Origin of the sequence: Rhizobium sp. EC-SD404, from assembly GCF_902498825.1 — a bacterium.
Lineage (GTDB): Bacteria > Pseudomonadota > Alphaproteobacteria > Rhizobiales > Rhizobiaceae > Georhizobium.
In genome coordinates this window covers 1-15,247 of the sequence record NZ_LR701457.1, presented here as the reverse complement: position 1 = coordinate 15,247, position 15,247 = coordinate 1, and the positions used below count along the sequence as shown (strand labels likewise).

Sequence of the window (15,247 nt, the reverse complement as noted above, 5' to 3'; positions counted from 1 at the left end):
GTTCTTTAAAAGTCGCTCTTGAACTCCATCACAGGGCTGAAGTCGCAGCACTGGATGAGGGCCTGCAAAAGAGAAAGCATAAGCGTTGGCCGTCCGCCATCCAACGTCGGAGAGATGGACGAGGCTAAACCGCTCCCAATGAGAACGGCAAGAATGACAGCAAGAACGCCAAAAGCAGCAGAGCGATAAAACGGGTGTTTTGCACGCTTTCTGTTTGTCCCCTCCATGGGCAATTGCCCGAAATCGATCATTTGCCATTCCTCAAACCAACAGGGTCGACGGGAACCGAGTGTAAATCCATCTGTTCCAGTGGTCCGACTATCTTCCGCATCAAGGTTAATTTGCCCCTGCAGTCTATCCAATTGGGAACAATGGTAACCGCTTGCTGGCCTTCTCTCCCTTTAATGGCAGATGCACATGAAAAGTGGCGGGTTTGGAATATTTTCGGCTATTGTTGACCCGATGGACGAGAGGGCGAAGGACGACAAAGAAGTTGATCGGGGACCGCTGACCATCAATGAGGACGATGCTGCGGTCGTGCGCCGTATCTTCCGTGACTTCGCGGGCGGAAATTCCCAAAAGCGTTAGCACGCGCCTTGAATGTCGAACGCGTCCCCGGCCCCACCGGCAAGGCCTGGCGCGATCCGGGGCCGTGCGACACGGCGTACAGATTTCCTGCACAACGACCGTTTTTCCGGGTGTTCTCGTCTGGAACCGGAGGACTAAGGCCGCGACCCTTGAACCGGCAACCGAGTATCTCGGGTGAACCATGAGCACCTTTGGATTCGGCAGGACGTCAAGGAGTTGCGCATCGTCGATCCGAATATCTGGAACGAGGTCCAGGTCCGTCTCGAATGCGTTCGGCGTTCGCTGCATTCCGTCAATATCCTTAAAGATGTATTTTGAGAGCAGCGCCGTCCACGCCATTTGCTGACCGGTATCTCGTTATGCTATGCCTGTGGCGGTCCGCTCGCATCTGTCGGTCACGGCTACTTCGACTGTCTATCTGCACGCGTGGAAGCGTGATGCAACGTCAAGCCGAGCATCGGTCCAGCGAAGCTGGAAGCAGCGATCCTCAGCGGTTTCAAGACCCGACTGATGGCGTCCGATCTGTTGGCTGAGTTTGTTGCTGTATTTCATGGGGAGATGAACCGCATCGAAGGGAAATCGCGGCGCGTCGATGCGGTTGTTTGCCGTCGCGGGCGCGCACTGATACTTGGATCTCGTCGAAATCAGAGTTCCTGAGCCGTCGGCCGAAAGAGGATTTCGTTGATGTCCACGTCCTCAGGCTGACTGATGGCGAATTCCACCAAGCCAGCAAACGTCTCGGCTGGAACTCCGATCTCACCAACATACTCTTGGTTGGCCTTTTTGACATCCTGCTCCGTGATGTGGTCGAGCAGTTCCGTCTTCACCGCACCGGGTGAGATGATCGTTGTGCGGATATTGTAGGATTTCACCTCCTGCCGGAGCCCCTCGCTGACTGCCCGCACACCGAACTTCGTCGCGGAATAGACTGCCGAACCACCGAAGAGCTTGTGTCCCGCGACTGAAGATAGATTGATGATATGCCCCGCCTTCTGTTTTCTCATGTAAGTCAGCGCGGCGGCGATACCGTAGAGCACGCCCTTCAAATTGACGTCGATCATCTGGTCCCATTCATCGACCTTAAGGCGTTCAAGAGGCGACAGGGGCATAATGCCGGCATTGTTGATCAGAACATCGATCCGACCGTAAGTTTGCACGGCTGTGTCGACCAGCTTTTGCACGTCTGTGCGTCTGGTGACGTCGGTAGCAACCGCCGTAGCCTTGCCACCGGCTTCAGAAATTTCGGATGCCAGCGCCTCCAATCGGTCTGCACGCCGAGCACCAAGCACGACGCTGGCGCCCTTCGCCGCGAGATGCCGCGCCGCGGCCTGGCCCATGCCGCTGGACGCGCCCGTGATGACGATGACTTTTCCGTTGATGTTGTCAGTCATTGTATTCTCCTTAGGGTGATGGATGGAACGCAGCCTCACACCCCTATCGAGGGGATTGGAGGCTTTCATCGTCCCGTATTTGAAGTTCCCTGGAGGTGCGCTGGCATCTCGACGGGTGAAAGCAAACGAAACCTGCAGTGCGACGTCCGGATGCCAAGCATGGGTCAGCGGCTCAACGTGAAGGCCGCTGCGCTGCGGCAAGCGCCATCGAGGACTCAATCAAGGCGCGTCAGGTTGACCGTGACGTTGCCAGGCCGGTCAAAGATCGACACGTCGCCTGTAACCTCGCCGAGGATGATGATGCCCGGCGCGGGGACGCTGCCGGCGCTGTAGTAGATCACGAAGTGATTGGAGCTCCACAGACCGAGCGTACCCATCGAGAAGTCGCGCTGTCGCGGCAGTTCCGGAAGGTCCGATGGCAGGTAGCCTGTCTTTTCCTGACGAAGATGGTCGCGCATGTCGATGCTTAGCGGCAGCATCTCCAGCAAGGCATCGGCGGCATCGTTATCCGCTAAAGTGGCGGTCACCTCGCCCCATTCAGACGAGATGCGAACTTGGTCCTGTGACATGGCAGCTCCTGTTAATCCGAGGGCAAAAGCGGCAACACCCAGTGCTGTTCTCCGCATGGGACATTCCTCCCGTTGGCGGAATTTTGGATTTGGATAGGCCTGCGCTCGTGCGCAGACCCATCTCGATTGCTCAAGCGGCGAGATGCTGGCCAAAGAACTCGGCCAGTCGGTCGAACGGGATCACGTCCATCTGATCGTAGAGATCCACATGATCTGCGCCGTCGATGATCATCAGCTCTTTCGGCTCGGCTGCGGCGGCAATGGCATCCTCGCTGAGGTATCGAGAATGCGCCTCGGAGCCCGCGATAACGAGCATCGGGCGTGGCGAGATCTCCGCGACATAGGTCAGGAGCGGCATGTTCATGAAGGACAGCGGATTGGTCACGGTCCAACCACCGTTCGAGTTCACCGAGCGGGGATGATAGCCCCGATCCGTCTTGTAATAGGCGTGGTACATGCGGATGACCGGATCATCGATGCCGTCGAGGCTATCTGGCAGACCGCCTGCCATGTCCGGTGCGCCATTTTCGGCATCCGTCCAGCGATGCTGGCTTATCTGCGTGAGGGCATCAGTCCGCTGCTCGTCTGTCATGCTGTCGTAGTAGCCCCGCGCCATGACGCGCGACATGTCATAGAGACTGGTTGTGGCCACCGCTTTGACGCGCTTGTCGGCGGCCACTGCGTTCAGCGCCATGCCACCGAAGCCGCAGATACCAATGACGCCGATCCGCTCACGATCCACGGCGTCGTGCAGGCCGAGATAGTCGACCGCGGCCATGAAGTCCTCGGTGTTGATGTCGGGCGATGCCACATCGCGCACCTCGCCGCCGCTTTCGCCGACGAAGGATGGATCAAAGGCCAGCGTGACGAAACCGCGCTCGGCCATGGTCTGGGCGTAGAGACCGGCCGATTGCTCCTTAACGGCGCCAAACGGGCCGGCGACAGCGAGCGCCGGCAGGGCGGCATCACCGTGCTCGGCTGGCATGTAGAGGTCGCCAGTCAGCGTGATGCCGTAGCGGTTGGTGAAGGTGACCTTCTCCTGGGTCACATTCTCGCTGCGGGGAAATGTCTTGTACCATTCGTCGCTGGCCTGCGCCTGAGCAAGCGCAACGCCACCGATTGAGGCAAGGCCTGCAGCGGCGACACCTGCACCAGTCATCATCAGCAGGGTTCTGCGACCGACGCTCGGAAGATCGTTCGATGTGTGAAGAGGTTTGTCGGTCATGTCGTTTGCCCGTTCAAGCAATTGGCATCGTTTGCTGAGGTCACGCGCATCAGGACGAGCGCAGGTGTAGTGAGAAGCGTTTGTCATCGTGGGTCACTCTGCTGAAACCATGCGGCGAGCGCGCACAGAGCCGACGCGCCGAGAAGCGCAGCCGAGACAGCGAAGGTGGTCTGCCAGCCGAGCGCATCGAAGACGAAACCGCCGGCGGCTGCGCCAGCCAGGATGGCCAGCTGGGTCACGGCAACCTGGAGCCCGCCGCCGGCCTCCGCCTCGGGACCAAGCGTTCGGGCAAGCCAGGTGCCCCAGCCGACGGGTGCCGCCGTTGCGAAGAACCCCCAAAGGACAATCAGTGCGCCGACAACGGCCGGCAGCGCAGCCGATGCGATCATCAGTGCTGCCAGCGCGGCCATTACTGCGGGGATCGCGATCAACAGACCATAGAGGCGTGTCCGCAGCAGGCGGCTGATCGCAAAGGTTCCGGCAAGGCCTGCAAGTCCGAGGGCCAGGAAGCCGCCCGAAAGCATGGGAACAGAGAAGCCCGCCACACCCTCCAAATACGGCCGCAGATAGGTAAACAGCGCGAACTGGCCCATGAACAGCAGGAAGATTGACGCCATGCCGAGCGCGACTTGAGGCTGGGAAAGCAGTCCAAGAGGATTGGCCCGCCGAATCCCACGGGGCGGCAGAGCCGGCATATGGATGCGTTGCCAGACGAGGGCGAGCACTGCCACCGGGACAATCAGCGCAAAGGCGCCGCGCCAGCCGATGATGTCGCCGAGCCAGGCGCCGAGCGGTGCCGAGATGGTGGCCGCGATTGCGTTGCCCGCGTTCAACGCAGCGAGCCCTTGGGGAACCTGGTCGGCTGGCAGGAGCCGCATGACGATGGCGGTCGACATCGACCAGAAGCCGCCAACGGCGATGCCCAGCAAGGCGCGACCGATCATCAGCACCGGGTAAGTCGGTGCGAGCGCCACAATCAGGGTCGAGATGATCAGGAGTGCTGCGAACGACGACTGCACGAGCTTGCGGTCGATGGTGCGCGTCAGTCCACCAATTGAGAGGCTAGTAATCACGGCGAAAAGGCCGGAGATCGAGATCATCTGACCGGCCTGTCCCTCGCTGACGCCAAGTTCGCCCGCGATTGGGGTCAGCAGGCTGACTGGCATGAATTCTGAAGCGATGAGCACGGCGACGCAAAGCGCCATTGACATCACTGCACCCCATGCGGAGCGCAGGTCGGCCGTATCTGCTGTGAGTTTTGTCGACATTTCTGCGCCTCGCTGTCGGTGTCAGGACCGCATTTCGATGGGGCAGAGATAGCAGCGAACAAACGATCGCATTAGACGGGTAAACGCGATTGCATTAATCGACCTGAGGCATAAGTATGCTTTTCAATCACGGAAACCGTAGATGGCGAGAGGCAAGTTCAATGACCTGCTGTGGTTCCTGGCTGTCGCCGAGGAGCGCAGCTTCACCCGCGCCGCTGCCAAGCTCGGTATCGCCCAATCGACGCTCAGCCACACCATCAAGCGCCTCGAAACGCAGATGGGCATTCGGCTCCTGACACGCACGACGCGCAACGTCGCGCCAACCGAGGCCGGAGAGCGCCTGCGCCAGGCCTTGGCGCCTCGCGTGGAAGAGATCGAGGCGGAAATTGCTTCACTGACGGAGTTTCGTGACAAGCCGGCAGGCACGATCAGGATCACGTTGTCCGATCACGCGTTTCAAAGCTACGTCTGGCCGAAGTTGCGGCCTGTGCTTATCGACTATCCCGACATCAAGCTCGAACTGAATATCGACAATGGCTTTCGCAACATCGTCGAGGAGGGTTTCGATGCGGGAATTCGCCTCGGCGAAAGCGTTGAGAAGGACATGATCGCCGTCAGGATTAGTCCGGACTGGCGTCTGGTCGCGGTCGCGTCACCGGCATACCTGGAGACGCATCCCGCGCCTGTCCACCCTGAAGAGCTGATCAAGCACAATTGCATCAACCACAGGCACCTCAGGGCTGGCGGGCTTTATGCCTGGGAGTTTGAAAAGGCTGGGCAGGACCTGCGTGTCCGGGTCGATGGCCAGCTTGCCTTCAATTCTTCACACGCAATGATCGATGCGGCGCTGAACGGCTACGGCATCGCCTACATTCCCGAGGATACGATCACGCAGCATTTGAAGTCGGGAGATCTGGTCCAGATACTCGACGACTGGTCCCCTTTCTTCTCAGGATATTATATCTACTTCCCCAGCCGGCGGCAAAGCCTGCCAGCTTTCAGGGTCATCGTGGACGCGCTGCGAGTCTCCACGGCCTGATCGCGCCTTTGTGTAACAGACCCTCTGCGTTCCTGCAGAATCGGAGACGTAAAGCTCGGCAGCCGGTGTGGCTAATGCAACAGGCGCATGACGCCCGGAGTGTTTGAACCTCCAATTCCGTGCGATTTTAGACAGTATCGTGTCGGCCAATTCCACTCCACCGCGGCTGGTGGCATCGGCTCAAACGATTGCATGGGGAAATAATCACCCGAGGCGAATCCGGGTGGACGGCGGACCGTCCGCTTTTTGGGCGCTGAGCATCGAATAGCTGCCGTTAAGTTCAGGCAACGCCACGACATAGTCTCAGCACTTGGCGGACGGGCCATTTGCTCAACTCAGAACCGGTACATCGAGGTCTCTGCTTTTCCAAAGCAGCAGCGCAGGCGGCTTTTCGTTCGCCCTCATTGGGTAAAGGTGATAGCGACAAATTAGGACGCTAAGGCAGGAAGAGAAATGGCCAAGAAAGCAAAGAAAACCAGCCCGATCTCAACCGGGATCGCTGGACTGGACGATATCCTGCGAGGCGGGCTCCCCCCGTCCAACCTTTACATGCTGCAAGGCGCCCCAGGTGCCGGAAAGACCACTGCGGCGCTTCAGTTTCTGCGTGCGGGCGTCGAGGCCGGCGAACGCTGCATTTATGTGAGCCTGTCTCAGACTGCCGCAGAACTCGAATCCATCGCCGTCTCGCATGGCTGGACCATGGACGGCATTCGGATCGAAGAGCTTTCAGCGTCGGATGGAGTGAACGGGGGAGCGGATCAAACCATTTTCCAAACTGCGGAATTGCGGCTGGACGAGACGCGCCAGGCGATTGAGCGCGCGATCGAGGAATATAAGCCCAGCCGCCTTGTCTACGACTCGCTGCTCGAAATTCGTCTCATCACTGGCGATACGCCCCGCTTCCGGCGTGAACTGATTGGGTTCAAGGCATTTCTGGCCAAGCGAAACGTTGTCGCTCTCTTGCTCGACACGCAGGACAGGGAAGGCAACAACGGCGAGGAAGTAGAAGGCATCGCGCATGGTGTCATCCGGTTCGACAAGTCGCTCCAAGACTACGGGGCGGTGCGCAGGCGCATCGAAGTGAGCAAAATGCGCGGCGTGCCGATCGCAGATGGTTACCATGACATGGCGATCCGCGAAGGTCAGGGCGTCGTCGTGTTTCCGCGTATCGTTGCAGGATCGATGGCAGAAAACAGCAAACCGGAATTGATCAAATCTGGTGTTGCTACGCTCGATGAAATGTTTGGCGGCGGACAGGAGTCGGGCACGATCACGCTCGTTATCGGTCAGTCCGGGACAGGCAAATCGACCATGGCCTCGCTTTATTCGACGGCGGCGTTGGAGCGTGGCGAGAACGTTGCATTGTTTCTGTTTGAAGAACGACTTGAGACCTTCTTCCGGAGGTCCGAAGGGCTCGGCATGAACTTGCGTCCCTTTCACGAGAAGGGGCAGTTGATCATTCGCGATTTTAATCCGAATGAAATCTCACCCGGTGAGTTTGCCCAGATCGTCCAGACGATCGTCACGGAAGACCGGACGCGCGTCGTGGTCATCGACAGTTTCACGGGCTATCTTAACTCGCTTCCGCACCGTGAGAAAGCCGTGCGCGACATCCAGTCCCTTCTGAAATATCTGGCAAGAGCGGGTGTCCTGACCATGCTGATCGTCGCTCAGCACGGACTATTGGGTCAGAACGTCGGCATTGATGTCGATGTCAGCTTCCTTGGTGACACGGTACTTCTGCTGCGACTGACGGAACATGATGGGCGCCTGAGACGCAACATCACTGTCGTGAAGAAACGGCACGGTCCTCACGATCTCGATGTGCATGAGCTGTTCATCCAAAGTTCGGGCATTAGTGTCGTGCCCTACAATCCACTCCCGGAAGCGTGAACGGCTCGGACGACAGATACGAAAACTCCACGCTGGATCACGTCCTGATCCTGGCGCCATACCGTAAGGATGCCGATTACCTTGGACGGCTTCTCACGGGTCACGAGATTAGTGCTCGGATAGGCGCTCAGGACGACGATCTAGGTGAAATGCTTGCCGCTTCGCCAGGTGTGTTGGTTACGACGCATGAAGCGCTGACCGCCTCTGTCATTGCGGCTGTTGCAGATCACGTTCACGCGCAACCTTCTTGGTCTGAAATACCCGTTGTCGTCCTCCTCGACCGCGCATCCAGGCCGGACGAGGTGCGAGCCGCGCTCACACGCGCTTGGCCAAGAGCACGCTTGCTGTTCTATCAACGACCGGTCACGACCGTGGAGCTTGTGAGCGGAGTGCAGTCGGCATTGTTGGCTCGATTGCGCCAACGCGACGTCCGCGACCACATCGCCCAAGAATCCGAGCTGCGCCGCGAACTAAATCATCGGGTCAAGAATATTCTCGCCAGTGTGACGTCGATCTTCGAGATGACGCGAAGAGGGGCAACTTCGATCGAGGCGTTGGCCGAAGACTTCCGTGGCCGCCTTGGAGCACTGGACAAAGTCCATTCCGCCGTTTTCCATTCTGACGGAGAGAATGTTTCCATCGCCGAGATCGCCAAGCTCACGTTCGATCCATATGTCCACGATGGAGATGCTAGGATCGCCGCGAGCGGTCCAGCGGTGCTGCTCAACAGGGAGGCTGGCACCACGCTGGCTCTCTGCCTGCATGAACTGGCAACAAATGCGATCAAATATGGTGCACTGTCACGGCCCGAAGGCCAGGTCCGCTTTGAATGGACCCTGTCGCATGATGACAAGCCCGTTTTAGCGATCTCCTGGCTGGAGAGAGGAGGCCCCCGTGTCGAGGAGCCGAACCGAGCTGGTTACGGCACGCGCTACATCCGCTCGGCGCTTGCCAGCATTTTCGGGCAGAAACCCTCGATAGCTTTCGAACCTGGTGGGCTGCGGTGCGAAGCGCGGGGTGCATATTCAAGAGTAGCGGCAACCTCTGACGCGCAACCGGGTTAGTGCTCTATGAATCACACACCCCCTGTCGTCTTGGCGCCAATACGTCTTCTTTACCTTGAGGATAACCCGCTGATCGTTTTTCATGTCGAGCAGATGATCGAAGATTTGGGACACGTCTTTGTGGGCGCTCTCGACAGCTTTTCCGAACTGCAGAAGCAATTTACGAGCCTGGAATTTGATGGCGCCCTCGTCGACATCGATCTAGCCGACGGCCCTACGGGACCAGAAGCAGCAGCCTGGTTGCATCAGCGTGGCATTCATTCGATTTTCGTAACCGGACAAGAGCGGGTCGCTTCCGCTCACAGCAATGTCTCTATCGGAATTGTGTCCAAGCCTGTGTCGCCCACCGAGCTTTTTGAGAAAATTGAGCTATTTAACAATTGGCGTGGACGCTGAACTTAGCGCTTAGGATGATTGTTGAGCGCTTGCGCTTTAATGGCGCTTCAAGTTCCGCCAATTGCTTTATGACGGCCATCGGGCCGGGAACGGAATGGCGGGACCATTTATCGGCAACGGCCCGCCATTGGCCGCCGACTGACCTGTATGGGCGATAATCCCGCCGATCACCGTAGTAGCCATCAATACGGTTTCATCACCGACGAGTTTGCACTGAGCTCGATACACCTCGAAAGATCCAACCCCGCTCGGAAGATTATCTCGCTTAGCGGATAGCTCCCCTACAATCCGCCATTTTGAAGCAAGCACTAAAATGTGTTGAGCCTTGCATTGTCTGAGCGGCATTGCTGTGTAAGACAGCCAAAAATCTGCGGCCTTGGCTGCGGCAGAGAATTCGGGAGAGATATTTGGCGACCACAGCAGATGAACTGAAGCCGCTTCTGTGGGAGCCAAAGAACCTCGTACGGGCAATCGAAGCGGCCGGTGTGACGCTCTGGTCTTGGAACGTTGATACCGACGCTCTCGCCATGGACGATAATGCCTACGATCTGTGGGGTATTTCCCGAGGCATTGACGTCAGCTTCGAAGATCTTTCTGCTCACATTCACCCCGCCGATCGCGACAGGGTCCGGGCTGCATTCAACGCCACACGCGCGATAGTCGGCCCATATGAAATCGACTTCCGCATCATGATCGGCGACGAGCTCAAATGGATCTCGGCGCGCGGTCAGGGTGATGATGCAGGAATCGTCGGACGCATCATGTTCGGCATTTTCATTGATGTTACGGGCAGGAAACAGGCGGAAGAAGGCCGTGAGCTTCTCGCTGGTGAGATGAGCCATCGGGTGAAGAACCTCTTGGCGATCGCGTCCGGCCTGACCGCAATAACCTCACGGTCGACCAAAACCGTCAATGACATGGCGCACGAACTGACGCTGAGGCTTACAGCTCTCGGTCGGGCGCATGATCTGGTTCGGCCAGTTCCCGGACAAAACACAACTGCTTCAGCACTTCTCGGCGATTTGCTGTCGGTGCTGCTTGCTCCCTACGATGACCTTGGCGCCTTCAGCGGGCGCATCCGCGTTTCTGTGCCGAGAATGCGCGTCGGAGATATGGCCACCACAATTCTGGCACTTGTCGTCCATGAACTGGCAACCAACTCGCTTAAGTATGGAGCACTCTCGGTCGATACCGGTACCTTGGATCTATCGTGCTCCGCACATGACGAAGCCGTTACGCTGGTATGGACGGAAAGCGGCGGGCCGGAGGTCAAGATACCCGTCGGGCCCGGCGGATATGGAAGCAAACTCGTGGAGCGCAGCGTGACGGGACACTTACGCGGATCCATCGCTTACGTTTGGGCGAAGTCCGGTCTTGTGGTTACGTTAAAGGCTTCGCCTGAGCGCCTCGCTCAGTAAGCAGCTGGCTCTGCGACCGAGCCCTTTTCAAGACCGCTGATCCAGCCGCGCCAGAAGCTCAGTCATTGCGGCGGGCAGGTCACTGTTCAGGTGGAACTGAGTCAGCGCTAAATTGGCACGCCTGACGGCTTCGTGCCGGCATAAATGCTCGATCGCTCGCGCGGTATCTTCTACCGATTTCGATGTAATTGTGACGTCCCTTCACACGGCAGCAATGCGCCAGCAGGTCATCGGTTCCGGAGTATCTCAGCGAACACGCATGTCCTTCGACCAAGGCCTTGGAAAACACGTTACCAACCACTTCGAACTATGAATTACCATGCCAGGCACGTCAGGAACCCACCGGACAGCGTCGAGGGCCCGATGGTGACTGCAACGACGCCTTCTATCGTTCGCGCATCCTTCTGAGATCACGCGCGAACGGTTCGATCTTAGTGATCACCTTTTCGGCTCGACAAGGCCGCCGATTTGGTTGAGCGTGCTCTTAACGCTCTTAAACTTTGCGTCGACCCTTGTCCTGCTTTCGGCCATTGGGTGGCAGAAATTCTGAGCAAATAGGTAAATCGCCTGACCTGCTGATCGCGGCTCCCACGTCAGGCTTTTGAGCTGTAAAGAGCAATGATGTGCAGCAGCTGAGCCCCGACGAGCCAGCTCTCGAATGCACGACGCGTTAATTTAGAGCGCGCCCATGGGTCGACCCTAATGCTGCGCGCGCATGTCGTCTCAAAGGAAATCCACGCAATTTGGCACCGATAGCCTCCGAGGCTCGGCCACGCCCGCTGTCGTTAACTGCCAGGACATCGCCCGTCCGCAGACCACCGCAACTCAGTCGTTGGCGTGCGCTCAACTAATCGGACTTGGGGTAATGATTTCCCAAGGCTGCTTAGGGGCCGAATCGGGAAGATCTAGTTGTGGGCGCCAAAGCCGGAATAGCTGCCGTCGAGCTGAGGCTGATCTCGACGGCGGCTTGCGACCCCATTGAAGCCGTACCATCGCGAATTCGCAGTACGCGAACATTCGACGTCAACCCTCAAGAAGGTGTCGGCAGCTACGCAGCCCTTGCGGCTGCCGCACTCATGCGGGCTAGGCACCGGATATGCTCGCGGTCCGAACGGCCGCCGACCACGACGAGGCGCCAGTAGATCGGTGCGGCCAAGAGATCGGCGATCGTCTCTCGGTCGACGCTTTCCTTCAGTTCCCCTCTCGTGATGGCGCGCTCGACCAACGCGTGAGCGCGCTCCCGCCGCGCCTGCTGCATCGGTCGGATCGCTTCGGCGAGCGCTGGCTCACGTGCTATATGGGCATGGAGATCGGCAAGAATACGCCGGATCATGCGGTGGCGCAGAACGCGACGGATCGCGACAAGCACCGCCTCGATATCGGCCTCCAGCGATCCCATGTCGCCGGTCTCGGTGATGCTTAGCCCCACGCTCGTCAGGAGATCGCTCGCCATCTCCACTTTGGAGGACCAGCGGCGGTAGAGCGCCGCCTTACCGACGCCTGCGCGTTTGGCGACGCGTTCTAGGCTTATTCCCCCATACCCTGTTTCGGCCCATTCCTCGAAAAAGGTCCGCACGAGAGCGTCCGTGACGCTGGTCCTGCGGACAGCTGCTCCACTCAGTCGTCTGACGGGCTTATCGTCGGAACGGTTGCGTTCCATTGAAACACCTCTTATATCGTCGGAACGTTATCGTTCCAACGGAGACTTAGACCATGACAGAGACCTTTGGAAGCTTTTCCCGCATGCTGAGAAGCGCGCTTGGCAACAGGCTCGATCCCGATGCGGTATCCTTTGACGAGATGTTCGATCCGGACGGGGTGATGGAGTTCCCATTCGCCTACGCCGATCTGCCCCGTCGCATCGAGGGGCGAAAAGCTCTGACGGATCATCTCGCCATGCTCGGCACGCTCATCACATTCGACGGCATGAGCGAGCCGACGATCATCGAAACGACCGACCCGGACACTGTGGTCCTCGAATTCAATGGTTTCGGAACAGGCATTGCAACCGGTGAACCCTACGAGCAGCGCTACGTGTCTATCATCCGGACGCGCAACGGGCGGATCGTCCACTACAAGGACTACTGGAACCCGCTAGCAGTGCTCGGCGCCCTGCGCGGCGCAAAAGAGGTCGCCAAGCTGACAGAAGGCGAGGTGCGCCATGGCTGATACCGTTCTCGTCACCGGCGCGACCGGCAAGACCGGCAGTGCACTCGCTCGCAAGCTGCGCGAGATGGGCGTCGATGTGCGCTCGGCGACGCGCAATCCCCGTGAGGCCGGAGATATCCTGTTCGACTGGCGCGACGCCTCTACGTTCGAAGCCGCGCTCGATGGGGTGGACGGTGTCTATCTCGTCGCGCCGACCGACACGATCGAACCTCTCGCGCCGATGCAGCCCTTCCTCGAGCGGGCCATTCCCGACAGACGCGTCGTTCTTCTATCCTCGTCCTCGCTGCCGAAAGGCGGCCCGATGATGGGCGAAGTTCATGCATGGCTTGCCGACCACAGCGAGGACTACGCGGTGCTGCGCCCGAGTTGGTTCATGCAGAACTTCCTGACGCAGCATCTGAGTGGCATCCGCGAAAAAGGCGCGATCTTCTCGGCAACCGGGGATGGACGCGTCGCCTTCATCGACGCCGAGGACATCGCATCCGTCGCCGCCTCCATGCTCACGCGATCTGAGACGTTGAATGGCGACGAACCCATCCTCACCGGCCCGCGGACCCTGTCCTACGACGAGGTCGCCCGGTCGATCGCCGAGGCGAGCGGCCGCGCGGTACGCCACGTCCGCTTGACCGTGGTCGAGCTCGCCAGCCGCTACGAGGGTTACGGCCTGCCCTCAAACTATGCCACGACGCTCGCTACCCTCGATGACGACATCGCCAAAGGGGCAGAGGATCGAGTCACAGGCGAGGTCGCTCGCTGGACCGGTCGCAGCCCGAACGATCTTGTCGCGGTCCTCGCGCCCCATGCCGGCATGCTGCGGGAGTGATGGCCGCTGCCTACCGGGCAAGACCGAACCGGCTCCCTCTCCCAGGATTTCGTGCCGCAGGGTATGCCAATCTGGGTGCTGTTTTGGATGCGCTGGGCGCGCGCCCTGAGCACGTGGTGAAGCTGATGGTCTTCGTCTGACCGGTTATAGGCTACCAAGAGCGAATAGCTGCCGTTGAACGCCGGTCGATCTCGACGGCGGCGTGCACCCCCATTTTTTCATATGTTTCGGCCATCGCCGCCTTGGGCTTAGCCTTCAGTTGTCACGCCCTTAACCGCAACCGAACAGACTGCGTCGACAACCTAGCTGGCCATCAGCACTGTGATCTGATCTGTGCCACTGCCGAAACTGAGCATCTTCATCGGGATGCTCGAGCTAACGAATTAAGTCTTCTCAGCAGCGATAGTCTGTTAGGATGTCCTTGACTGGAAAATATCTCGATAAGAGCTTTGACCGGTCAGCCGCGCGTAATCTTCGCGCCGCCACCAAGCCTAGAACAGTGAAGCCTACCCGTCGCGAGAGCGAGCGGGATAACTTCCATTATCAAAGGCGACCTCCAATGACTCCAACTCAAACTCCAGGAAATCAGCGAAACATCATGGGCGGCATCCTTATTCTTGCTGCAGCGGTCTTCGGATACTTCTGGTATGCAGCCGCGCCTATGGAAGCGACCGCCCCGATCCCGGGCGAAACGCAGACGCAGTGAGTGGCCGGACGCAGGACGTGAAATTGGCTTGCGTGCTTGTTTTGACGACTGCGGTCATCTCGACAGCCGTGCTGCTCTTTATTCCGTCGCCCTGAAGATCAACGTGAAGGCGGCAGGTTGCCGTCTTCACCCGTTCACGGTCAAAGGATTGAGACGGCGATCCACATTCGTCCAGATACAGCCGCAGCCGATATCGCAACAATCAGTGCTACTGCGGAGTCGAGAGGACCGACATTGGCGATGCATCGCCGCAGCTGCATCGAGTGGCTGAGTGGCGAGCGAAGACACGGCGTAATTCCCTAACCGGCCAGCCACCACCCCGTCTCACTTATTGGCGTCCCCTCGGCCAGTTACACTTGGGAAATAATTTCCCGAGGCGGATTTGGGGCCGGGTTCGGACCGTCCGGTTATAGGGAGTTTCGTCGGCAAGCTGCCGTTTCGCGTCTCCCGGACCATCCAAAGTTTGCGGGGGTCAGCTTGCTGCCTCAACCTGGGCGATCAGGTTGGTTTCTGAACACCCGAAATTCGCATTTCATTCAACACCTGCTTTTTGCTCAAGGGGGAGCTTTCTTGGACACACTGTTCACTGAGCCCGAGCAGGGTAACCCCCGCAGCATAATTCATTTGCATGTGATGCGGCTCGCAGTTCAGACCCTTGGCGTACAACGCGACTTTCAATCGAATAGCGCACATCAGAT

The 15,247-nt window shown here is 58.7% G+C and carries 14 protein-coding genes; 7 read left to right on the top strand and 7 right to left on the bottom strand.

Going from position 1 to position 15,247, the window contains the following annotated elements:
• Window positions 1-5: 5 nt before the first annotated feature.
• The 5 genes from GC125_RS00525 to GC125_RS00505 all read right to left on the bottom strand — a co-directional run bounded on the left by GC125_RS00525 (window position 6) and on the right by GC125_RS00505 (window position 5,041).
• Window positions 6-251: a hypothetical protein gene (locus GC125_RS00525; protein ID WP_151983244.1), complete on the bottom strand. Its 246-nt coding sequence runs from the start codon at window positions 249-251 to the stop codon at window positions 6-8.
• A 981-nt stretch (window positions 252-1,232) separates the two neighbouring features.
• Window positions 1,233-1,979 carry an SDR family oxidoreductase gene (locus GC125_RS00520; RefSeq protein WP_151983273.1) on the bottom strand — a complete coding sequence of 249 codons (747 nt, stop codon included), beginning with the start codon at window positions 1,977-1,979 and terminating at the stop codon, window positions 1,233-1,235.
• A gap of 215 nt (window positions 1,980-2,194) precedes the next feature.
• On the bottom strand, window positions 2,195-2,548 hold the full coding sequence (locus GC125_RS00515; protein ID WP_286165304.1) for a cyclophilin-like fold protein: 354 nt from the start codon (window positions 2,546-2,548) through the stop codon (window positions 2,195-2,197).
• 130 nt (window positions 2,549-2,678) lie between these two features.
• Complete coding sequence (locus GC125_RS00510; protein ID WP_151983242.1) at window positions 2,679-3,773, bottom strand: alpha/beta hydrolase; 1,095 nt, start codon at window positions 3,771-3,773, stop codon at window positions 2,679-2,681.
• An 83-nt stretch (window positions 3,774-3,856) separates the two neighbouring features.
• Window positions 3,857-5,041 carry an MFS transporter gene (locus GC125_RS00505; protein ID WP_286165303.1) on the bottom strand — a complete coding sequence of 395 codons (1,185 nt, stop codon included), beginning with the start codon at window positions 5,039-5,041 and terminating at the stop codon, window positions 3,857-3,859.
• Window positions 5,042-5,183: 142 nt separating this feature from the next.
• Between GC125_RS00505 and GC125_RS00500 the strand changes: the two genes are divergently transcribed.
• The 5 genes from GC125_RS00500 (at window position 5,184) to GC125_RS00480 (ending at window position 10,851) form a co-directional block, all read left to right on the top strand.
• Window positions 5,184-6,080: a LysR family transcriptional regulator gene (locus tag GC125_RS00500; protein WP_151983241.1), complete on the top strand. Its 897-nt coding sequence runs from the start codon at window positions 5,184-5,186 to the stop codon at window positions 6,078-6,080.
• A gap of 453 nt (window positions 6,081-6,533) precedes the next feature.
• A complete protein-coding gene (locus tag GC125_RS00495) occupies window positions 6,534-7,973 on the top strand; it encodes a DUF7125 family protein (protein ID WP_151983240.1) in 1,440 nt (479 codons plus the stop codon).
• The gene (locus GC125_RS00490) at window positions 7,970-9,037 is read left to right on the top strand and encodes a sensor histidine kinase (protein ID WP_151983239.1); all 1,068 of its coding nucleotides are present in this window, start codon (window positions 7,970-7,972) and stop codon (window positions 9,035-9,037) included. Before GC125_RS00495 ends, GC125_RS00490 begins: the two co-directional genes overlap by 4 nt.
• 6 nt (window positions 9,038-9,043) lie before the next feature.
• Window positions 9,044-9,433 (top strand): response regulator, encoded by a 390-nt coding sequence (locus tag GC125_RS00485; protein ID WP_151983238.1) that lies wholly within the window; start codon window positions 9,044-9,046, stop codon window positions 9,431-9,433.
• A 407-nt stretch (window positions 9,434-9,840) separates the two neighbouring features.
• Window positions 9,841-10,851 carry a sensor histidine kinase gene (locus GC125_RS00480; protein WP_151983237.1) on the top strand — a complete coding sequence of 337 codons (1,011 nt, stop codon included), beginning with the start codon at window positions 9,841-9,843 and terminating at the stop codon, window positions 10,849-10,851.
• A gap of 1,048 nt (window positions 10,852-11,899) precedes the next feature.
• On the opposite strand, the gene GC125_RS00475 is transcribed toward GC125_RS00480, so the two are convergent.
• Window positions 11,900-12,427: a TetR/AcrR family transcriptional regulator gene (locus tag GC125_RS00475; RefSeq protein ID WP_199864386.1), complete on the bottom strand. Its 528-nt coding sequence runs from the start codon at window positions 12,425-12,427 to the stop codon at window positions 11,900-11,902.
• Window positions 12,428-12,564: 137 nt separating this feature from the next.
• On the opposite strand from GC125_RS00475, the gene GC125_RS00470 reads away from it, so the two are divergent.
• Together GC125_RS00470 and GC125_RS00465 are read left to right on the top strand one after the other, a co-directional pair.
• Window positions 12,565-13,020 (top strand): nuclear transport factor 2 family protein, encoded by a 456-nt coding sequence (locus GC125_RS00470; protein ID WP_199864385.1) that lies wholly within the window; start codon window positions 12,565-12,567, stop codon window positions 13,018-13,020.
• Entirely contained in the window at window positions 13,013-13,843 is an 831-nt protein-coding gene (locus GC125_RS00465) for an NAD-dependent epimerase/dehydratase family protein (RefSeq protein WP_151983235.1), read from the top strand. Before GC125_RS00470 ends, GC125_RS00465 begins: the two co-directional genes overlap by 8 nt.
• Before the next feature lie 1,204 nt (window positions 13,844-15,047).
• Here the strand turns inward: GC125_RS00465 and GC125_RS20130 are convergent.
• Window positions 15,048-15,247 (bottom strand): hypothetical protein (locus GC125_RS20130; RefSeq protein ID WP_210251650.1); only part of this gene is annotated, 200 nt, incomplete at its 5' end.